The sequence below is a fragment of the Curtobacterium sp. DN_7.5 genome (genome assembly GCF_022655355.1).
GTDB lineage: Bacteria > Actinomycetota > Actinomycetes > Actinomycetales > Microbacteriaceae > Curtobacterium > Curtobacterium luteum.
In genome coordinates this window covers 1,358,481-1,379,286 of the sequence record NZ_CP093378.1, presented here as the reverse complement: position 1 = coordinate 1,379,286, position 20,806 = coordinate 1,358,481, and the positions used below count along the sequence as shown (strand labels likewise).

17 protein-coding genes and 1 pseudogene are annotated in these 20,806 nt (G+C 71.9%); all 18 read right to left on the bottom strand.

What is annotated here, in order from left to right:
- Positions 1-301: 301 nt before the first annotated feature.
- The gene (locus MON03_RS06410) at positions 302-1,225 is read right to left on the bottom strand and encodes an RluA family pseudouridine synthase (RefSeq protein ID WP_242091143.1); all 924 of its coding nucleotides are present in this window, start codon (positions 1,223-1,225) and stop codon (positions 302-304) included.
- Between the two features lie 10 nt (positions 1,226-1,235).
- Positions 1,236-1,904: a signal peptidase II gene (lspA, locus tag MON03_RS06405; protein WP_242091141.1), complete on the bottom strand. Its 669-nt coding sequence runs from the start codon at positions 1,902-1,904 to the stop codon at positions 1,236-1,238.
- Between the two features lie 2 nt (positions 1,905-1,906).
- Positions 1,907-2,599: a DivIVA domain-containing protein gene (locus MON03_RS06400; RefSeq protein WP_022904262.1), complete on the bottom strand. Its 693-nt coding sequence runs from the start codon at positions 2,597-2,599 to the stop codon at positions 1,907-1,909.
- A 177-nt stretch (positions 2,600-2,776) separates the two neighbouring features.
- Positions 2,777-3,082 carry a YggT family protein gene (locus MON03_RS06395; RefSeq protein ID WP_022904261.1) on the bottom strand — a complete coding sequence of 102 codons (306 nt, stop codon included), beginning with the start codon at positions 3,080-3,082 and terminating at the stop codon, positions 2,777-2,779.
- A 116-nt stretch (positions 3,083-3,198) separates the two neighbouring features.
- A complete protein-coding gene (locus MON03_RS06390; protein ID WP_242091139.1) occupies positions 3,199-3,750 on the bottom strand; it encodes a cell division protein SepF in 552 nt (183 codons plus the stop codon).
- A gap of 43 nt (positions 3,751-3,793) precedes the next feature.
- On the bottom strand, positions 3,794-4,507 hold the full coding sequence (locus tag MON03_RS06385; protein ID WP_031273793.1) for a YggS family pyridoxal phosphate-dependent enzyme: 714 nt from the start codon (positions 4,505-4,507) through the stop codon (positions 3,794-3,796).
- A 79-nt stretch (positions 4,508-4,586) separates the two neighbouring features.
- Positions 4,587-5,753, bottom strand: coding sequence for a cell division protein FtsZ (ftsZ, locus tag MON03_RS06380; RefSeq protein WP_175329658.1), 1,167 nt, complete (start codon positions 5,751-5,753; stop codon positions 4,587-4,589).
- Positions 5,754-5,938: 185 nt separating this feature from the next.
- The gene (locus MON03_RS06375; RefSeq protein WP_242091137.1) at positions 5,939-7,234 is read right to left on the bottom strand and encodes a cell division protein FtsQ/DivIB; all 1,296 of its coding nucleotides are present in this window, start codon (positions 7,232-7,234) and stop codon (positions 5,939-5,941) included.
- Positions 7,231-8,658, bottom strand: a complete 1,428-nt coding sequence (murC, locus tag MON03_RS06370; protein ID WP_175329656.1) for a UDP-N-acetylmuramate--L-alanine ligase — start codon at positions 8,656-8,658, stop codon at positions 7,231-7,233. The genes MON03_RS06375 and murC overlap by 4 nt, the downstream gene beginning before the upstream one ends.
- A gap of 278 nt (positions 8,659-8,936) precedes the next feature.
- Positions 8,937-9,998: pseudogene (gene murG, locus MON03_RS06365) on the bottom strand (undecaprenyldiphospho-muramoylpentapeptide beta-N-acetylglucosaminyltransferase); the annotation flags it as partial.
- Positions 9,995-11,395: a putative lipid II flippase FtsW gene (gene ftsW, locus MON03_RS06360; protein ID WP_242091135.1), complete on the bottom strand. Its 1,401-nt coding sequence runs from the start codon at positions 11,393-11,395 to the stop codon at positions 9,995-9,997. The gene ftsW and the pseudogene murG, both read right to left, overlap by 4 nt.
- Positions 11,367-12,911, bottom strand: a complete 1,545-nt coding sequence (gene murD, locus MON03_RS06355) for a UDP-N-acetylmuramoyl-L-alanine--D-glutamate ligase (RefSeq protein ID WP_242091132.1) — start codon at positions 12,909-12,911, stop codon at positions 11,367-11,369. The genes ftsW and murD overlap by 29 nt, the downstream gene beginning before the upstream one ends.
- Complete coding sequence (gene mraY / locus MON03_RS06350; protein WP_175329654.1) at positions 12,901-14,004, bottom strand: phospho-N-acetylmuramoyl-pentapeptide-transferase; 1,104 nt, start codon at positions 14,002-14,004, stop codon at positions 12,901-12,903. The genes murD and mraY overlap by 11 nt, the downstream gene beginning before the upstream one ends.
- The gene (locus tag MON03_RS06345; RefSeq protein ID WP_242091130.1) at positions 14,001-15,551 is read right to left on the bottom strand and encodes a UDP-N-acetylmuramoyl-tripeptide--D-alanyl-D-alanine ligase; all 1,551 of its coding nucleotides are present in this window, start codon (positions 15,549-15,551) and stop codon (positions 14,001-14,003) included. Before MON03_RS06345 ends, mraY begins: the two co-directional genes overlap by 4 nt.
- Entirely contained in the window at positions 15,548-17,185 is a 1,638-nt protein-coding gene (locus MON03_RS06340; protein WP_242091128.1) for a Mur ligase family protein, read from the bottom strand. The genes MON03_RS06345 and MON03_RS06340 overlap by 4 nt, the downstream gene beginning before the upstream one ends.
- Before the next feature lie 14 nt (positions 17,186-17,199).
- Positions 17,200-18,969 (bottom strand): peptidoglycan D,D-transpeptidase FtsI family protein, encoded by a 1,770-nt coding sequence (locus MON03_RS06335; protein ID WP_175329651.1) that lies wholly within the window; start codon positions 18,967-18,969, stop codon positions 17,200-17,202.
- 101 nt (positions 18,970-19,070) lie between these two features.
- The gene (ftsL, locus tag MON03_RS06330; protein WP_242091126.1) at positions 19,071-19,763 is read right to left on the bottom strand and encodes a cell division protein FtsL; all 693 of its coding nucleotides are present in this window, start codon (positions 19,761-19,763) and stop codon (positions 19,071-19,073) included.
- Between the two features lies 1 nt (position 19,764).
- Positions 19,765-20,739, bottom strand: a complete 975-nt coding sequence (gene rsmH / locus MON03_RS06325) for a 16S rRNA (cytosine(1402)-N(4))-methyltransferase RsmH (RefSeq protein WP_022904576.1) — start codon at positions 20,737-20,739, stop codon at positions 19,765-19,767.
- Positions 20,740-20,806: the final 67 nt, after the last annotated feature.

Genomic DNA, 20,806 nt, shown 5'->3' with positions numbered 1-20,806 from the left:
GTCGCCGTCCGCCGGCGAGAGCGACGGTTCGCGCCCTCTCGGCGCGCGTGCCGTGGCGCGCGGCCGCGCCGCGCCGCACCGCGCCGGACGGGAGGCCCGGGGCGGCCCCGCCACGCGCCTCCAGGCCGGGACCGGGGCGCGCCACGCGCGGGGCGCGACGTCCCGGTCGCGCAACACGCCGTCGGCGTACCAGGGTGGTCGCACGAACCGTCGCCCGCCGCCCCCGCGAGCGACGGTTTCCGCGACCACGGCGCCCGCGCCCGGGCGAGCCGCCGCGCCGAGCACCGGCGCCGCACCCCGCCTACGCGGCGCGGATGCGGTCGAGCGCCTCCTGCAGGTCCTCCGGGTACGACGCCTGGAACTCCACCCACTCCCCCGTGCGCGGGTGCTCGAAGCCGAGCCGCACCGCATCGAGCCACTGCCGGGTCAGCCCGAGCTCGTTCGCGAGCACCGGATCGGCCCCGTACATCGTGTCCCCGACGAGCGGGTGCCGGGTCGCCGCCATGTGCACGCGGATCTGGTGCGTCCGCCCCGTCTCGAGGTGCACCTCGAGCAGCGTCGCCGACCGGAAGGCCTCGAGCGTCTCGTAGTGCGTCACGCTCGGCTTGCCGTCCGCAGTGACCGCGAACTTCCAGTCGCTCGACGGGTGCCGGCCGATCGGGGCGTCGATGGTGCCGGAGGTCGGGTCCGGGTGGCCCTGGGCGAGCGCGTGGTAGACCTTGTCGACCGTCCGCTCCTTGAACGCGCGCTTCAGGTGGGTGTACGCGAGCTCGGTCTTGGCGACGACCATCAGCCCGGAGGTCCCGACGTCGAGCCGGTGCACGATGCCCGCGCGCTCGGCCGCGCCGGAGGTCGCGATCGTGAAGCCGGCGGCTGCGAGGCCTCCCGGCACCGTCGGGCCGTCCCACCCGGGCGAGGGGTGTGCCGCGACGCCGATCGGCTTGTCCACGACGACGATGTCCTCGTCGTCGTGCACGATCGTCATGCCGGGCACCTCGACGGGGACGATGCGCGGAGCTTCCTTCGGCGTCCACTCGACCTGGAGCCAGGAGTCCGCGTGCAGCCGGTCGGACTTGTCCGCCGTGACGCCGTCGACGGTCACGCCTCCGGCCGCGACGACGTCGGCCGCGAACGACCGGCTGAACCCGAGCAGCTTCGCGATGGCGGCGTCGACGCGCTCGCCCGCGAGGCCGTCCGGGACGGGGAGGGATCGGGTCTCACTCAACGGTCGTGCCTCACGTGGCGTCGTGGCCGAGCTGGTCACGGCCGTGCGCGTCGCGTCCGTCACGCGGCGCGCGCGGGTCGTCGACGAGCGGCCGGGAGGCACTGCTCGCCTCCGCCTCGGCGCTCGCGTCTGCTGCGTCCCGCTCGCGTCGCTGCTTCTCGCTCACGGCACGGGTGCCGTCGAGGTTCACGCCGAGGATCACGAGCAGGACGAAGATCACCATGCTGACGCAGATGAACGAGTCGGCGATGTTGTAGATCGCGGGCATCATCCACGGCGTCGAGATGAAGTCCACGACGTGGCCTCGACCGAACCCGGGCTCACGGAAGAGCCGGTCGAGCAGGTTGCCGAGCGCACCGCCGAGCAGCATGCCGAGGACGATCGCCCACCACATGGACCGGATCCGCCGCGCGAACACGACGATGGCGACGACGACGGCCGCGGAGACGATCGAGAACACCCAGGTCATGTTCACCGCGAAGGAGAACGCGGCCCCGGGGTTCCGGACGTAGAGGAACTGCAGCGCGCCCCCGAGCACCGGGACCACCTGGCCGTACGGCAGGTGCGCGACGACGAGCGCCTTCACCGTCTGGTCGAACGCCACCACGACGACAGCGGCGAAGGCCAGTGCCGCGATCGCGCGGACACTGACCTTCGCTCGTGGTGCGGGTCGTGACAACGTCAGTTGCCGACGCCCGAGGCAGAGGCCGGCGCGAAGCCGGACTGCTCGGTGCCGCCAGAGGTCTCGAGCTCGTTGAGCTGCCCCTGGATGTAGCTCTTGAGCTGCGCACGGTAGTCGCGCTCGAACGTGCGGAGCTCGTCGATCTTGCCCTCGAGCTGGCGCTGCTCCTGCTCGAGCACCGCGACACGCTGGCGGTTCGTGTTCTCGGTGTCGGCGATGATCTGGCGCTGCTTGGCCTCGGCGTCGGAGACCAGGCGAGCGGCCTGCGCGGTGCCCTCGGCGATGAGCGCGTCGCGCTTCTCGATGCCCTCGCGGACGTGCTCCTCGTGGAGACGACGGGCGAGCGTGAGGAGGTTCGTCGTGCCCTCGGTGTCCTCGTCCGGGGAGACCGTGGCCGCAGCGGGTGCAGCGGCGGCGGCGACCGGCGTGGGCTCCGGAGCGGCGGCGACGGGGGCCGGCTCGGGCTCGGGGGTCGACTCGGGCTGCTCGGCGACCTGCTCGGTCGCGGCCGGCTTCGGCGCCGACTCGGCGGCCTGCAGGCGCTGGCGCAGCTCGTCGTTCTCCGCGGTCAGGCGACGGAGCTCGACCACGACCTCGTCGAGGAAGTCGTCGACCTCGTCCTGGTCGTAGCCCTCACGGAACTTCGTCGGCTGGAACCGCTTGTTGACTACGTCTTCCGGCGTCAAAGCCATTGCCGTCACCTCAATAGAACTGCTGAACGTGTGGAACCACTCCCGGTGCGACCGAACCTACCAGTCGCACCGCGTGGTGCGGATGCCGCGCCGGAGCGGGCATCGATCCCGACCACCGTACACCGACGGGGTCGGGGAGTCGTCACCGCGCCTGGCGTGGCGCGTGTCGCGGCTGGATCAGGCCGTGGCCGAGGCCGCGATGAGCAGGTTGACGATGAACCGGACGATGATCGCCACGAGCAGCACGATCGTCCAGCCGAAGTCCAGGGCGACCGGTCCCATCCGCATGGGCGGGAGGAGTCGGCGCACGAACCGGATGGGCGGGTCCGTGACCGTGTAGACCACGTCGGCCACCACGAGCAGTCCGCCACGGGGGCGCCACTGCCGGTTGAAGGTCTGCACGAGGTCCAGGGCGAACCGGCCCCAGAGCACGATGATGTACAGCAGGAGTGCGTAGGACAGGATCGTGAGGATCGCGGTCACGGTGGGGCTCGCTCGTCTCGGGTGGCTGCTCCCCGGACCGGTCGGTCAGGGACGGACGGCCACGGGCGGGTGGGCCGGCCGGTCAGCGCGGGCGGTGAGCGCGCGCTGGGTCCGGCTCAGGACTGGGCGAAGAAGTTCGCCTCGATGTCGGACTCTACCTCAGGCGCCTCACCGCTCACTGCGACGTGGGCCGGGGAGAGGAGGAACACCTTGTTCGTGACGCGCTCGATCTTGCCGTAGAGGCCGAGCGACAGCCCCGAGGCGAAGTCGATCATGCGACGCGCGTCCGCCTCGGTCATCTGCGTGAGGTTGATGATCACGGGGATGCCGTCACGGAAGCTCTCGGCGATGGACTGCGCGTCCTTGTACTCGCGGGGGTGGACGGTGAGGATCTCGTTCATTTCCTGGACCGGGGTCGCCTTCTGTGCGGTCGTGTGCGAGCGGCGGAGCGGGGTGACCTGGGCACCGCGCTGCGAGGTGTGCGCCTTGGGCTCGGGGGCCGGGGTCGGTGCGGGTGCAGCCGCCACCGGGTTCTCCGGGGCAGCCGGAGCAGCGGCGGCGGGTGCTGCCTGCGCGCGCGCCGGGGCGGCCTGCGGCTCGTCCTCGTACTCGAGTTCCTCGTCGGCGAGGCCGAGGTAGACCATCGTCTTCTTCAGCGGACCAGCCATGGTTCCTCCCGGGTTCGTGCTCGTGGTTGCCCTGCTGTCGAGGCTACGGTGCGTCCGGCCGTTTCCCGGTGATTGCGGTCCCGATCCGGAGGTGTGTCGCGCCCTCGGCGATCGCCTCCGCGTAGTCGCCGCTCATGCCGGCGCTGATGTCCGTCGCGGCGGGCGCGAGGGAGACCACCCGCTCCGAGATCCCACGGAGCCGGGCGAACGCCGCTCGGGGTTCCTCGTCGAGCGGTGCGACCGCCATGACGCCCCGCAACCGGATCGTCCCGGTGCCCAACACCCGCTCGACCATCGCCTCGACGGCGTCGGGCCGCACGCCACCGCGGTCCGGGTCATCCGTGAGGTTGACCTGCACGAAGCCGTCGATGACCGGTGGCTCCGGCTCGGCGGCGGTCGGCGCGAACGCGTCCACCACCGAGTCCCGGTCGAGTGACTGCACGACGTGTGCGTACCGCCGTGCCTGCCGGGCCTTCTTCGACTGGAGCTGCCCGACGAAGTGCCAGGTGAGCGGCAGGTCGGCGAGCTCCGCGGCCTTCGCCTGGGCCTCCTGGTGGCGGTTCTCCCCCACGTCGGTGACACCGAGCGCAGCGAGTTCGCGCACGAGTGACGCCGGGTGGTACTTGGTGACGACGACGAGCGTCAGCTCGTCGGGGCTGCGCCCCGCCACCCGCGCCGCGTCCGTGATGCCCGCCCTGACGGACGCGAGCCGCGCCTCCAGTCCGTCGTCGTGGGACGGGGCAGACGGAGGGCCCACGACGCCGGTTCCGACACGACGCGCCAGCGGCGTGGCGGCCGTGCCGGTGGGGCGGCGCGACTCACCTGCCATGGTCGGCTTACTTCAGGAAGTCGGGGACGTCGAGCTCGTCGTCGTCGTCGTCGAACGCCGGGTCGGCGGCGCGCTGCGCCGGCGCCTGGTGCTCCTGCGACGCCCACGAGGGGGTCGAGGGTGCGGCGTCGTCGACCGCACCGGTCGCGCCGGCCGCCACCGGCGACGTCGCCCCGGCCTCGGGGTCGACCCAGCTCGAGCGACGCTCCTTCTGCTGCCCGGTCGGCTCGCCGCCGTCGAAGCCCGCGGCGATGACGGTCACGCGGACCTCGTCGCCGAGGGTGTCGTCGATGACCGCACCGAAGATGATGTTCGCCTCGGGGTGGACGGCCTCCTGCACCAGGCGGGCGGCGTCGTTGATCTCGAAGATGCCGAGGTTCGAACCGCCCTGGATCGAGAGCAGCACGCCGTGCGCGCCGTCGATCGAGGCCTCGAGCAGCGGGCTGGCGACGGCGAGCTCGGCCGCCTTGATCGCCCGGTCCGCCCCGCGGGACGAGCCGATGCCCATGAGCGCCGAACCCGCACCCTGCATCACCGACTTGACGTCGGCGAAGTCGAGGTTGATGAGACCCGGGGTCGTGATGAGGTCGGTGATGCCCTGGACACCGGCGAGGAGCACCTGGTCGGCGGTGGCGAACGCCTCGACCATGGAGATGCCGCGGTCGGAGATCTCGAGCAGGCGGTCGTTCGGCACGACGATGAGCGTGTCGACCTCGTCCTTGAGCGACGCGACGCCGTTCTCGGCCTGGGACTGCCGGCGCTTGCCCTCGAAGCTGAACGGCTTGGTGACGACACCGATGGTCAGCGCACCGATCGACTTCGCGATGCGGGCGACCACGGGAGCACCACCCGTGCCGGTCCCGCCGCCCTCACCGGCGGTGACGAAGACCATGTCGGCGCCGGCGAGGGCCTCCTCGATCTCCTCGGCGTGGTCCTCGGCGGCACGCCGGCCGACCTCGGGGTCCGCGCCGGCACCGAGGCCGCGGGTGATCTCGCGACCGACGTCGAGCTTGACGTCGGCGTCGCTGAGCAGCAGGGCCTGTGCGTCGGTGTTGATCGCGATGAACTCCACGCCGCGGAGGCCGAGTTCTATCATGCGGTTGACGGCGTTGACGCCGCCGCCGCCGACTCCGACGACCTTGATGACGGCGAGGTAGTTGTGGTTCGTGGTCACGTCAGTCCGGCCTCCGGTTGAACCCTCAACCTCTACTTGAAAGTCAGGGTTTTTGCTGCTAGGTGTGGTGCTTGCGTCGACGCTACGGGTGCCCTCCGCACGCTGCCCAGCCGCCACGCCGCGTGTCGCGCGATTCCGCCCGGACACACGCGGTCCCGGCCGTCCGACGACGTCGGCGGGACCGGCTAGCCCGCAGCGCGGATCACGCCGTTGTCCGGCGCGCTGACGTCGTACTCCACGACGGTCCCGGGGTTCCTGGCCTCGTGGTCCTTGACGAGGGCGGCCAGCAGGCGCGCCTTGGCGTCGGACGAGTCGGGGCTCCCCCAGACCACCTTCGAGCCGTCCTGCAGGGTCAGGGTGACGTCGTCCGCGGTCGAGGCCGCGACGGCCTTCGTCTGCGAGCGGACGGTCGACGGGAGCGCGAGGACCACCTCGGTCATGGTGCGGAACACCCGCGAGCCGAGCTTCGCGCTGCCGATGTCCGCGAGCGGCATCGTCGCCGGGCGGGCCTTCGCCGACTGCACGACGATCCCGGCGGGGTCGACGAGGTCGAAGGAGCGCCCGGACCGCACGGCGACCACCGGGGTGCGCTCGGTCACGGTCACCACGAGCGTGTGCGGGGGTGCCTCCTCCGTCACGTAGCTCTCCACCAGGGGGAACTCCGCGATGTCGCGCTTCACCTCGTCGAAGTCGAGGCGGGCGAGCGGCGTGCCGATCTGCCCGGAGAGCGCCCGCCGGAGCGCGGCGTCGTCGACGCGGTTCGTGCCCTTGACCTCGATGGTCTGCAACGCCATGAGCGGGGAGTACACCGCGACGAGGATCGACGCGCCGAGGACGACGACGATGCCGGCCGCCGTGATCCAGGCCGCACGACGGTGCCGACTCCGTCGGGTGAATCGCCGGACCTCGGCGCGCTCGAGCAGGCGTCGGCGGCGCTTCGCGATGCGGGCCTCGCGGGCGGTCTCAGCGGCACGCACGCGCGCGCCGATCGGCGTCTCGAGGACGTCGGTGACCCGGGCGTCGGTCGCGGAGCCGGCGTCGCGGTCGTCGTGCTCGGCGCGTTCGTCGTGCTCGGCGAGCTCGTGGTGCTCGTTCGCGCCCCCGTGCGGACGTCGCGCCCCGTCGTGGCGGGGCGCGGTGTCCGCGACGGGGCGCGACTCGTCGTGCGCCGTGGCGTGGTCCTCGTCCGGCGCGTACGCGCGGAGGCGGCCGGCGACGGACGACAGTCCGGCGCCGAGCCGACGACCGGCGGTGCCGGCGAAGGCCTCGGCGCGCTCACGCGGGGACGTCCCCGGCGTGCTGTCCGTCTCGGCGTCCGCGGCCGGCGGGGCGGGGTCGAGCCGTGCCTCCAGGCCGTCGTCCGGCGTCGGCGGGACCGCGCGACGCGGTGGGCGGGGGGCACGACGCTGCCGTGGCGCCGGGGCGCCCGTCTCCGGAGCGGCCGACTCCGGACGCTCGTCGAACCCCTCGGGACGCTTCACCGGGCCGGCGTCCCCTCGGAGTCGTCGTGGAGCGCACCGAGCACCTGCGGGATGATCCGGTACACGTCGCCGCAGCTCAGGGTCATGATGAGGTCGCCCTCGTGCGCGACCGCGGCGGCCCGGGCTGACGCCTCGTCCCAGTCGGGCAGGAAGTCCACGCGGGACTGGTCGTGGAAGCGCTCCTGCACCAGGGCACCGGTCACGCCGGGCTCGGGGTCCTCCCGGGCGCCGTAGACGTCGAGCACGACCGTGTGGTCGGCGAGCTCCTCGTAGACCTTGGCGAAGTCGCCGGCCATGAGTCGCGTGCGCGAGTAGAGGTGCGGCTGGTGGATGGCGATGATGCGACCGTCGCCGACGACGTTCCGTGCGGCCCTGAGCGCCGCCGCGACCTCGGTCGGGTGGTGCGCGTAGTCGTCGTACACCGCCACGCCGCGCTCGACGCCGTGCAGCTCGAAGCGCCGCTGCGTCCCGCCGAAGGCCTCGATCCCGCGGACCGCGTCGGCCGGCGCCACGCCGAGACCGGTGAGGACCGCGAACGCGCCGACCGCGTTGACGGCGTTGTGCCGCCCGGGGACGCGCAGGGTCAGGTGGTGCGACTCGCCGGCCGCGCGGAAGTCGACCTCGACGCCGGCTGCCTCGGTGATCCGCTCGATGCGGACGTCGGCGTCGGCGGCCTCGCCGAAGGTCACGATCTCGGGGGCGTCCGGACGCTCGCGGATCCCGGCGGTGACGCGCTTCGCCCCGTCGTCGTCGCTCGAGATGACCACGCGCTCGGAGGCCTTCGCGGTGAACTCGACGAAGGCCTCGATGAAGGCCTCCTCGCTGCCGTAGTGGTCGAGGTGGTCGGCGTCGACGTTCGTCACGAGGGCCACGGCGACGTCGTAGAGCAGGAACGAGCCGTCGGACTCGTCGGCCTCGACCACGAAGAGGTCGCTCGACCCGGGGGCCGAACTCGTGCCGAGGGACTGGATGACACCGCCGTTGACGAAGCTCGGGTCGAGGCCGAGCTCGACGAGGGCGGTGACGATCATGCCGGTCGAGGTGGTCTTGCCGTGCGCGCCGGCGACGGCGACGAGCCGCTGCCCGGCGATGAGCGCGGCGAGGGCCTGGGAGCGGTGCAGCACGGGCAGGCCGCGACGCTGCGCCTCGAGCAGCTCGGGGTTGTCCGGCCAGAGCGCGCTCGTGACCACGATGGTGTCCGCGGCACCCACGTTCGCGGCGTCGTGCCCGATGTGGACCGTCGCACCGAGGTCGCGCATGGTCTGCGTCGTGGCGGTCTCGCGGGAGTCGCTGCCGCTGACGGTGTGCCCGGCGGCGAGGAACATCCGGGCGATGCCGCTCATGCCGGAGCCGCCGATGCCGACGAAGTGCACGGCGCCGAGGTCGTCCGGGATCGGCTGGGTCAGGTCCGGCTTGATGGTCATGGTTCCTCCGTGGTGCTGCCGGTGGTCGCCCGGCCGTCGGCGTCGCGTGCGGCGTCGGCGCGTGGTGTGGCGCCGGCCCGCGGTGCGGCGTCGGTCGTGTCGCGCGGTGCGGCGTCGGTCGTGTCGCGCGGTGCGGCGTCGGTCGTGTCGCGCGGTGCGGCGTCGGTCGTGTCGCGCGGTGCGGCGTCGGTCGTGTCGCGCGGTGCGCCGCCGGTCGTGTCGCGCGGTGCGCCGCCGGTCGTGTCGCGCGGTGCGCCGCCGGTTGTTGCGTTCCGCGCGGCGTCGAGCACGAGGTCCGTCATCCGGTCGGCGCCGTCGCGGTGTCCGACGCTGCCCGCACGGACCGCCATGCTCGCGATGCGGGCACGGTCCTGCAGGAGCGTCAGGAGCTGGAACGTCACCCAGTCCTGGTCGAATTCCTCGTCGGCGACGAGGACCGCTCCTCCGGCGTCGACGACGTCCTTCGCGTTGTGGCGCTGCTCGCCGTTGCCGACCGGGTACGGCACGAGGACGCTCGGGAGGCCGACGGCGGTCAGCTCGCAGACCATGCCGGCGCCGGACCGGGAGACCACGAAGTCGCTCGCGGCGTACGCGAGGTCCATGCGGTCGCAGTACGGCAGCACGTGGTACCCGTCGAGGTCGCTCGGCCCGATGTCCGACTTCGCGCCGACGACGTGCAGCACCTGCCACCCCGCACCGACGATCGCCGCCGCGCTGCGGTTCACCGTGCGGTTGATGCTCCGCGCGCCCGACGAGCCACCGGTCACGAGCAGCACCGGGCGGTCCGGGTCCAGACCGAACTCGGCGAGCCCCTCGGCCCGGGCCGCCCGGCGGTCGAGGGACTCGACCTCGCGCCGCAGCGGCATGCCGACGACGCGGCCGTGCCGGAGCCGGGTGTTCGAGAACGTGACGCCGACGTGCTCGGTGAGGAACGCGGCGAGACGGTTCGCGAGGCCCGGCTTCGCGTTCTGCTCGTGCACGACGATCGGGGTCCCGGTGCGACGGGCCGCGATGTACGCCGGCGCGGCCGCGTAGCCGCCGACGCCGAGCACGACGTCGACGTCCCGGTCACGGATGATCTGCTCCGTGCGGCGCACCGCGCGCGCGAACGCGCCCGGGAAGCGCAGGGCTGCGGCGTTCGGCTTGCGCGGGAACGGCAGGCGCGGGATCGTCAGCAACTCGTAGCCGCGCATCGGGACCAGGCGCGACTCGAGGCCCTCGGCCGTGCCGAGCACGAGCACCTCGGCGTCCGGGTCGCGCTCGGTCAGCCGGTCGGCGACCGCGAGCAACGGGTTGACGTGACCGGCGGTGCCGCCGCCGGCGAAGAGGTAGCGGCTCACCGCTGGGCTCCGTTCGTGCGTGTGCCGCGCGGGGACGAGGTGGTCCCGGCGCGCAGGGTGGTGCCGGGGTCGAGGCCGGCGTCGTCGCTCCGCTTGCCCGGCAGGTCACGGGCGAAGGAGAGCACCACGCCGATCGCGACGAGCGTCATGATGAGTGCCGAACCACCGGCGGAGATGAGCGGCAACGGGACGCCGAGGACCGGCAGCAGCCCCAGGACGACCGCGATGTTGACGAGGGCCTGGCCGATGATCCAGGCGAGGATGCCGCCGGTGACGGTCTTCACGAACGGGTCGCGGCTCTGCCGGATCACCTTGATCATGCTGATCGCCAGCACGACGAAGAGGGCGAGCACGACGACCGCGCCGATGAGTCCGAGTTCCTCGCCGATGATCGCGAAGATGTAGTCGTTGTCGGCCTCGGGCAGCCAGGACCACTTGGCCTTCGAGTTGCCGAGCCCGACGCCGAAGACCCCGCCGGACGCCAGCGCCCACATGCCGTGCACGGGCTGCCAGCAGAGGTCTTGGTACTGGTTCGAGTCGGTGCAGCCGGAGAGCCAGGCACTGATGCGGTACGACCGCGACGAGGACGACATCGTGACGAACGGCAGCGCGACCGCGATCGCGCCGACGACGGCGAGCAGGTGCTTCGCCCGGGCGCCGCCGATGTAGAGCGCGCCCAGCACGAGGATGAGCATGATCATCGCCGTGCCCTGGTCGCCCCCGAGGAGCACGAGGCCGAGCGGGAGGAGGATCGCGATCCCGATCGGGACGAACAGCTCCTTCCAGTTGTCGAGCTTGTCGCGCTTGACGTACATGATCGCGCCGACGCCCAGCGCGAGGCCGAGCTTCACGGCCTCGGACGGCTGCGCGGTGAACGAGCCGATGCCGATCCAGTTCCGGTTGCCCTGCACCTCGATGCCGAGCGGCGTGTAGACGAGCAGCTGCAGCGCGAGGGCGGCACCGAAGATCCGCATGGCCCACTTCCGCCAGACGCGGGAGGGGACGCGACTCGCGATGAGCATGAGCGGCACACCGAGCACGGCGTAGAGGCCCTGGCGCGAGGCGGCGCCGAAGAAGTCGTGCGTGGCGGCGTACTGCTCGACGCTCGACGAGGACAGCACCATCACGACGCCGAAGACGACGAGGAAGAGCGTGACGCCGAGGATCGTGTAGAACGTCGCGGACTCGGCCACGAACACGTTCTTCACCGCGACCACGGCACCCTGCGGACGACGCCGCCCGGAGGTGCCGGTGTCGGTCACACGCCCGGTGCGTGCGGCACCCGTCGTCGCGCCGCGTGCGGCACCCGTCGTCGCGCCGCGTGCGGCACCCGTCGTCGCGCCGCGTGCGGCACCCGTCGTCGCGCCGCTAGTGCCGTTCGCCGGAAGGTCCGCCATCGCCGTTTCCTCCCAGGTGCTCGTGGACCGCCGCCGCGAACCGACGCCCCCGGTCGGAGTACGAGTCGAACTGGTCGAACGACGCCGCAGCCGGGGCGAGGAGGACCGTGTCGCCCGGCCTCGCGACCGATGCGGCATGCCGGACCGCCTCGGGCATGACCTGATCAGTGTCCGATGCCTCGACCTGCAGGACCGGGACCGACGGCGCGTGTCGCGCGAATGCCTCCAGGACCGGCTGCCGGTCGGTGCCGATGACGACGACGCCGCGGACACCGGGGCCGAACCGCGCCACGAGCCCGTCGATGTCCACGCCCTTGAACAGCCCGCCGACGATCCACACGACGGTGTCGAACGACGCCAGGGACGCGGTGGCGGCGTGCGGGTTCGTCGCCTTCGAGTCGTCCACCCAGGTGACGCCGTCGGCGCTCGCGACCAGTTCGGTGCGGTGGTGGTCGGCGCGGAACCCGCGGACCGCCTGCTGGATCGCTGCGGGCTGCACCGTCGCCGCACGGGCGAGGGCGGCCGCGGCGAGCACGTTCATGGTCATGTGCGGGCTCGCGAGACCGGCGACCTCGAGGTCGGCGAGGGTCGCGAGCTCGAGCGCGCTCGACCGGCGGTCCTCGGTGAAGGCGCGGTCGCAGAGGACGTCCTCGACGACGCCGACGTCACCGGGTGCTGGAACCCCGGGGGTGAACCCGACGGCCCGGCACCCGTCGACGACGTCCGCCTGCTCGACCATCCCGCGGGTGACCTCGTCGGTGGTGTTGTAGACGCACGCCATCACCGTGCGCTCGTAGACCTTCGCCTTCGCCGCGCGGTACGCCTCGGCGGACCCGTGCCACTCGAGGTGGTCGTCCGCGATGTTGAGGCAGGCACTCGCGAGGGGCACGACCGCACCGTCGCCGGCGTCGGCCATGTAGTGCAGCTGGTGGCTCGAGAGCTCGACGACCAGCACGTCGAACCCGTCCGGGTCGCGCACGACGTCGAGCACCGGCACGCCGATGTTGCCGCACGACACCGCCCGCAGCCCGGCGGCCTCGAACATCGCGGTCGTCAGCTGGGTGGTGGTGGTCTTGCCGTTCGTGCCCGTGATGGTGACCCACGGCGCGGCGACCGGGCCGCGGACGACCTTGTCGCGAACACGCCACGCGAGCTCGATGTCACCCCACACCGTGCAGTTCGTGGTCGCCCACTGCACGGTGGGGTTGTGCGGCGGCAGGCCGGGCGAGACCACGACGACGTCGGGCGCCTGGGCCACCAGTGCCTCGGGGACGGCGTCGAGCGGCGTGCGCTCGAAGCGGGCCCCGATCACGTCGAGCAGCTCGACCGTGTCCGCGGGACCGTCCGGGGCGTACACCGCGACCTCGCTGCCGAGCTCGACGAGGGTGTCCGCGACCGAGAAGCCCGTCGACCCGAGGCCGAGCACGGCGACGCGGAGGCCCTTCCAGCCCTCGGCGTACCAGCTGTCGAGACCGGCGAGGCGAGCGGGGGTGGGCACCGACGCGTCAGCCGACACGGGTGATCCACTCCAGGTAGAACAGTCCGACACCGCCGACGACGCAGAGACCGGCGATGATCCAGAACCGGACGACAACCGTCACCTCCGCCCACCCCTTCAGCTCGAAGTGGTGGTGCAGGGGACTCATCCGGAAGATGCGCTTGCCGTGCGTGATCTTGAAGTACGCCCGCTGCAGGATCACGGACCCGGTGACGATGAAGAACAGGCCACCGATGAGGACGAGCAGGAGCTCGGTGCGGCTGAGCACCGCGAGGCCGGCGAGGGCACCGCCGAGGCCGAGGGACCCGGTGTCGCCGAGGAAGATCTGCGCCGGGGACGTGTTGTACCAGAGGAAGCCGATCAGGCCACCGACGACGGCTGCGGCGACGACCGCGAGGTCGAGCGGGTTCGACACGGTGTAGCAAGCGTGCGCGGAGCTCTCGTCGAGCCGCGGGCTGCCGCACTGCTGGTTCGACTGCCAGAACCCGATGATCACGTATGACCCGATCGCGAGGATGCTCGAGCCGGTCGCGAGGCCGTCGAGGCCGTCCGCCACGTTCACGCCGTTCGACGTGGAGACCGTGAGCAGCACGATCCAGGCGAGGAACAGGATCGTGCCGATGACCGTGCCGAGCGCCATGAAGTCGAGCCACGGGACGTCACGGATCGCGGAGATCATCGTCGACGCGGGCGGCTTGCCGTTGCCGGAGGGCACCACGAGGGCGACGGTGGCGAAGATCACGCCCACGATCACCTGACCGAGGACCTTGGCCCACCCGCCGAGCCCCAGGCTCCGCTGCCGGCGCACCTTGAGGAAGTCGTCCACGAAGCCGACGAACCCGAGCCCGACCATCAGGAAGAGCACGAGCAGGCCGGACAGCGTCACCGAGTCACGCCCGACGAGGTGCCCGACGAAGTACCCGAGCACCGCGCCGATGATGAGGACGATGCCGCCCATCGTCGCGGTCCCCCGCTTGGTGTGGTGGGACTGCGGGCCGTCGTCGCGGATGAACTGTCCCCACCCGAGCCGGTGGAACAGCTTGATGAAGAGCGGCGTGAGCAGCAGCGTGAACACCAGCGACACGGCGCCGGCGACCAGGAGCGCGATCATTCGGTGACTCCTCCGAGTCGGTCTCCGAGGAAGCGCAGTCCGGCGGAGTTCGAGGACTTGACGAGGACCACGTCGCCGGGGCGGAGCATGGCCTGCAGGGTGCGGACGGCCTCGTCGACGTCCTCGGTGAACACGGACTCGCCGTCCCACGATCCCTCGAGGGTGGCGGCCTGGTGGATCGGCATCGCGCCGCGGCCGACGACCACGAGCTGGCCGATGCCGAGCCGGACCACGAGCCGGCCGAGCCGGTCGTGCTCCTCCGTCGCGAACTCGCCGAGCTCGCTCATCTCGCCGAGCACGGCCACGGCGCGCTCCCCCGGACGCACGATCTGCGCCAGGGTTCTCAGCGCCGCTGCGGTCGAGTCCGGGGACGCGTTGTACGCGTCGTTGATGACGGTCACGCCCTCCGGGCCACCCGGGAGGATCTCCATGCGCCAGCGCTCGGCCCGCGTCATCGACGCGAGCGCCTCGGCGCCGGTGGCGAGCGGGACGCCCCACAGGTTCGCCACGGTCAGCGCCGCGCTGGCGTTCATCGCGTGGTGTTCCCCGATGATCGCGAGGCGGACGTCGGCGGTCTCGCCGAGGTGATCCGCGCCTCTCCCCACCGGCGCGGCCGGCTCGCCGCTGGCGCGTCGATCCGGGACCGGCGGCGTGGGCCCAGGCTGGTCGGCGGCGGGCCCGGTCAGCGTGAAGCGGGTGCCGCTGCGGTCCGTCTCGATGCCGGTGATGCGGTAGTCGGCGTCCGCCGACGTGCCGAAGCCGACGACGCGGGCACGGGTGAGCCCGCGCATCGCGGCGACGCGGTCGTCGTCGACGTTGAGGAGGGCGGTCGCGGTCTCCGGGAGGTCGGTGACCATCTCGGACTTGGCCTTCTGGGTGGCCTCGATCCCGCCGAACTCGCCGGCGTGCGCGAGGCCCACCTTGAGGACGACGCCGACGTCGGGCTCGGCGATCGAGACGAGCTTCGCGATGTGGCCCTTGCCGCTCGCGCCCATCTCGACGACGAGGAAGCGGGTGTCGTGGGTGATCCGCAGCATCGAGATCGGTGCGCCGACGTGGTTGTTGAACGAGCCCTTCGGCGCGATCGTCTCGCCCTGCGTGGACAGGATCGTCGCGAGCATGTTCTTCGTGCTCGTCTTGCCGTTCGAGCCCGTGATGCCGACGACCCGGAGTGGGGCCGGGCGGCCCTCGGCGTCGACACGGTCCGCGCTCGATGCGCGGACCCGGGCGACGACGTCGTGCGCGAGCGCGGCGAGGGCGGCGTACCCGTCGGTGACGACGATCTGCGGCGCGGTGGTGTCCACGCGCTCCGGCGTGACGATCAGCGCTGCGCCGGCCTCGGTCGCGGCGGGGACGAAGCGGCGTCCGTCGGTGACCTCGCCGGGGAGGGCGAAGAAGACGCTCCCCGGACCGACGAGTCGCGAGTCGGTCTCGACGGACCCGTCGACGACGAGGTCCGCCTGGTCGGCGACGTCCGTCTCCTGGGCACCACTGATGAGCTCGCCGCCGACCGCGGCGGCGATCTCGGCGAGGGTCATGGCGATCATCGCGTCTCCTCCTGCGGGCCGCTGTTCGGTTCCCAACCGGCTTCGCGGAGGGCCTGTCGCGCCTCGTCGCGGGCCGAGTAGGGCGTGCGCACCCCCTGGATGTCGCGGTAGTCCTGGTGTCCCGGGCCGGCCCAGAGGATCGAGTCCCCCTCGCCGAGCAGGCTCACGGCCTTCCGGATGGCGGCCTCGGGCGGGCTCACCTCGTAGAGCTCGTGGTCCGGGTACGCCTCGCGCGCGGCGTCGACCAGGGTCTTCCGGATCGACGCGGCGTCCTCGAAGCGCGGGTGGTGGTCGGTGACGATCAGGATGTCGCTGCCGGCGGCGGCGACGCGGGCCATGTCCGGGCGCTTGGTCGTGTCGCGGTCGCCGTCGGCACCGAACAGCATGAGGACCTTGCCGGGGGTGAACTGGCGGACCGCCGCGAGGGTGTTCTCGAACGCGTCGGGGCTGTGGCCGAAGTCGACGTACACGCTGGGGCCGTGCTCGCCGGAGACCCGCTCGGTGCGACCGGGGAGGTAGCACTCGATCGCGCTCGTCGGCTCGTCGCGCTGCTCGCGCTCGTCCTCGTCCGGGTAGCGGCGGTGGTTCGACTCGAGCGCGTGCGCGATGGCACCGAGCTCGAACCCGCCCTCGACGAGCATGACGATCGCGAGCGCGGCGTTCGCGGCCATGTGCCAACCGATGAGCGGCACACGGGTCGAGAGCTCGCGTCCCTCCGGCCCGGTCAGGCGGAACTCGGTGTACGCGGCGTGCGCCTCGACGATGTCGACGTGCCACTCGGCCTCGACGTCCGGGTGCACCGTGATGGTCGTCACCGGGATGCGGGAGTCCTGCACCACTCGCTGGCCCCAGTCGGTGTCGAGCGAGACGACCCCGCGACGGGCGTGCTCGGGCTGGAAGAGCGGCAGCTTGGCCTGGTAGTACTCCTCCATGTCGGCGTAGTCGTCGAGGTGGTCGTGCGACAGGTTCGTGAACCCGGCGACGTCGAACACGATGCCGTCGACACGGTGCCGGCTGAGCGCCTGCGCGCTGACCTCGACGGCAACCGCGCGCACCTCGGCCTCGCGCATGCGGGCGAGGAGGGCGTGCATCTCGCTCGCCTCCGGGGTCGTGAGCCGGCTGGTCACGCTGAGCGTGCCGATGTGCCGCTCGGCCGTGGAGCTGAGGCCGGTGACGAGCCCGAGCTGCTTGAGGACGCCCTCGAGGATGTAGGAGGTGCTCGTCTTGCCGTTCGTGCCGGTCGTCGCGAAGAGCTGCGGGAGGTCGCTGGCCTCGTCCGGGTGGGTGCGGTAGACCCACGCGGCGACGTCGCCGAGCGCGGCCCGCGGGTCGTCGACCACGAGCACGGGGAGCCCGGACGGCTCGACCAGGGCGACGCCGTCCGCGTCGGTCAGCACCGCGACGGCACCGCGCTCGGCGGCCTCGGTCGCGAACTGGGCTCCGTGGCGGTTCGCGCCGTGCACACCGACGAACAGGTCACCGGGCTGCACCTCGGCAGCGCTCAGGGTGACACCCGTGGTCTCGACGCCGTCGACCGAGCCGACGACGCGCAGCCCGAAGCCGTTCGCCAGTTCGGCGACCGATCGGGGGGTGGGGTGTTCGGGTCGGAGGACCGGGGGGATCCGTGCGGACAAGTGCTCCTTCTTCCTCACCACGTGGACGGGTACAGCTTCGCCTCGGACGCGGAGGGGGTTACTCGGTACTTCTCGAGCACCTGGGACATGAGGGTTCGGAACGCCGGAGCCGCTCCGGACGAGAACTTGCTCGTCTGCGGCTTCGTGAACGTCACCGTGACAACATACTGGGGGTCTTCGGCGGGTGCCATTCCGGCCACCGAGATGATGCGCTGACCGCCGTAGCCACCGGACCCCTCGGCCACCTCGGCGGTGCCGGTCTTCGCCGCGACATTGTAGCCCGAGATCGGCTCCATGCCGTTGAGCGTGCCGCCGCGGACGACGCTCTGGAGCATCCCGACCGTCTGCTGCGCGGCGCTGGCGGACACCACGCGCTCGGGCTGCACGTCGGGCGCGTCGATCGTCTTGCCGTCGGCCGTCACGCAGCCCTTGACGAAGTGCAGCGGGATCCGGACACCCTGGTTCGCGAGCGTCTGGTAGATGCTGGCGACCTGCAGCGCGGTCGTGGAGATGCCCTGGCCGAACATCGAGTTGATGCCGGTCTGCTCGTCCCACTGCGGGCTGGAGCCGTACTGCATGCCCGGCTGGCCCGGGTAGTCGATCGCGGACTCGGGTTCGAACAGGCCGAACTTCTTCATGTAGTCGTAGCGCTGCTGGGCCGTCAGACGTTCGCCGAGCTCGGTGATGCCGACGTTCGAGGAGTCCTGCAGGATCCCGGTGAGCGTGAGCTTCTCGGTCTCGTGGTACTCGGCGTCGTGGATCGAGCCGCCCCACGGGAAGGTGCGCGAGTACGGGACGGTGGTGCCGTCCGTCGGGCTCGACTTCCCCTGGTCGATGAGCGCGGCGGCGATCGCGGCCTTGATCGTCGAACCGGGCTCGTACGTGTCGGTGATCGCGCGGGACCCGAAGGCACCCTTGTCCGTGGTGCCGTCGACGTTGTTCGGGTCGACCGTCGGCCAGTCCGCGACCGCGAGCAGCTCGCCGGTCTTCGCGTTCGTGACCGTCGCCGTCGCCGACTGCGCCTGCAGCTGCTTCGCCGCCGACGCGATCGTCTGGTCCGCCATGTACTGCAGGTCGCTGTCGATGGTCGTCTCGAGCGTGCCGCCGTCCTTCGCCTGCTTCGTCGTCACGGTCGAACCGGGGAGCTGGACGCCGTCCGCGCCGCGCTCGTACGTCTGCGACCCGTTCGTGCCGGCGAGGCACTTGTCGTACGCGTACTCGAGGCCGGCCTGGGCACCGTCGGTCCCCATGAAGCCGGTGACGTTGCCCGTGGTCGCGCCCGTCGGGTACACACGGGCGGACTGCGGCACGGCGTAGACCCACGGGATCTGCAGCGCGACGACCGCCTCGTAGTGCTTCACGTCGAGGCCCTTGACGAGGTACGCGAAGTCCGACTCCGGATCCGCGGCGATGTTCTGCCGCATGGTCTTCAGGTCACCCCCGGAGGCCTCGACGAGGGCGCCCAACGCGGTGTCGACGCTGACGTGCTTGACCCGTGTGCCGCCGAGCTTGCCCTGGAACTTCGAGACCAGCCGCGGCGCCGTCGTGATGTTGTACCGCGTGACGCTGTCGGCGAGTTCGACGCCGTTCCGGTCGACGATCGCGCCGCGGTCGCCGTAGACGGTGACCGGGATGCTCCGCTTCGCCTCGGACGCCTTGTCGAGGTCGGCGGCCTGCACCACCTGGATGTCGACGAGCCGGACGACGAACACCGCCACGAGCGCGATCACGGCGATCATGACGACGCTGTAGCGCAGTCGGCGGTTGCGGATCGTCTTCGTCACGCGGCGCGGTCCTTCCGGGTGGTCGGCACCAGCCGTGGTCACCGAGCGGTGGCCGAGCCGGCCCGTCGGTCACCGGGCGGTGGTCGGCCCCAGCCCGCTGATCACCGGGTGGTGGGTGCCTGCAGTTGGTTCGGGTCGGACTCTACGGAGGACTTCGGGGATGCCCCGTCCGACGCGCTGGCGCCGCTGGTCTTCTCAGCGTCCGTCGCGGCGGCGTCGTTCTTCGCCGCGCTGTCCTTCGCCGCGGCGTCGTCCGCCGCGCCGCCCTGCGCGGTGCCGTCCTTCGCGGTGCTGCCCTTGCCCGCGTCCTTCGTGACCAGCGGCACGTCCTGCAGCAGGGAGTTCGGCACGAGGTTCTGCGTGCTCGCGGTCCCCTCGTCGGCCTTCGCCGGGGTGGGGGTGCCGTACACACGACCGGTCTTCGGGTCGAGGTAGACCGGCGTGGAGTTCGCGATCATGCCGAGGCCTTGGGCGTTCCGCGCCAGGTTCTGCGGCGAGTCGAGCACCCGGAGCTCCTCGGAGAGCGACTGCTGGGTCCGTGCGAGCTTGGTCTGCTGCGCGTCGAGGGAGTTCAGCGTGTAGGCGCCCTGGCTCAGCACCATGCTGATGCCGAGCTGCGCGAGGAGCAGCACGCCGAGCGCCGACACCGCGACGACGGCGTACGCGATCCGGGGACGGGCCCGGCGCTGCGCCGTGCTCGGGGCGACCTCGACGAGCTCGGGGCGGTCCTGCCGTGCAGGGCGGGGCGCGCTGGACGGGACGACGGGGTCGACGAGTGCGAGGTTCGTGCTCATGTCACTTCCGGATCCGTTCGGCCGCGCGCAGGCGCACGGGGATGGCTCGGGGGTTGGCGGCCCGTTCGGCCTCGTCGGCGAGCTCCGCGCCCTTCACGACGAGACGGAACGTGGGGCGGTGCTCGGGCAGCTCGACGGGCAGGCCGGCCGGGGCGCTCGAGGTGGTGCGGGCCGCCAGCTCGCGCTTGACCATGCGGTCCTCGAGCGACTGGTACGACTCGACGACGATGCGACCGCCGACCGCGATGGCGTCGAGCGCCGCCGGGATCGCCCGCTCGAGGACGCTGAGTTCTGCGTTCACCTCGATGCGGAGGGCCTGGAAGACGCGCTTGGCCGGGTGCCCCTGGCGCTGGATCGCCACCGGCGTCGCATCGTGCAGCACCTGGACCAGGTCGCCCGACATCTCGAACGGCTTCGTCGCACGCCGCTCGACGATCGCCCGGGCGTAGCGGCCGGCCAGCTTCTCCTCCCCGTAGCGCTGGAAGATGCGGCGCAGCTCGCCCTCGTCGTAGGTCGCGAGGACGTCGGCCGCGGTCTGTCCCTCGGTACGGTCCATGCGCATGTCGAGCGGGGCGTCCTGGCTGTACGCGAAGCCCCGCTCCGCCCGGTCGAGCTGCAGCGAGCTGACGCCGAGGTCGAACAGGACGCCGTCGACCTCGGTGAAGCCCTCGCCCTCGATCGCCTCGCCGATGCCGTCGTACACGGTGTGCACGAGACGGACGCGGTCGCCGAAGCGGGCCAGCCGGTCGCCCGCGATGCCGAGCGCGTCGGTGTCGCGGTCGAGGCCGATCACGGTGAGCTCCGGGAATCGTTCGAGCAGCCCCTCGGAGTGGCCGCCCATGCCGAGGGTCGCGTCGACGACGACCTTGCCCGGTCCCTCGAGCGTCGGCGTGAACAGGTCGACGATGCGCTGGAGCATCACCGGCGTGTGCGGGAAGCGTTCCCGCTGGTCGTTCGGTTCGGTCGCATCGGCCATGTCAGCCCCTGTGCCTTCCGGGCCACGGGTCCGGATCCCCATCCATGCGACCTGACGTCGGGGAAGT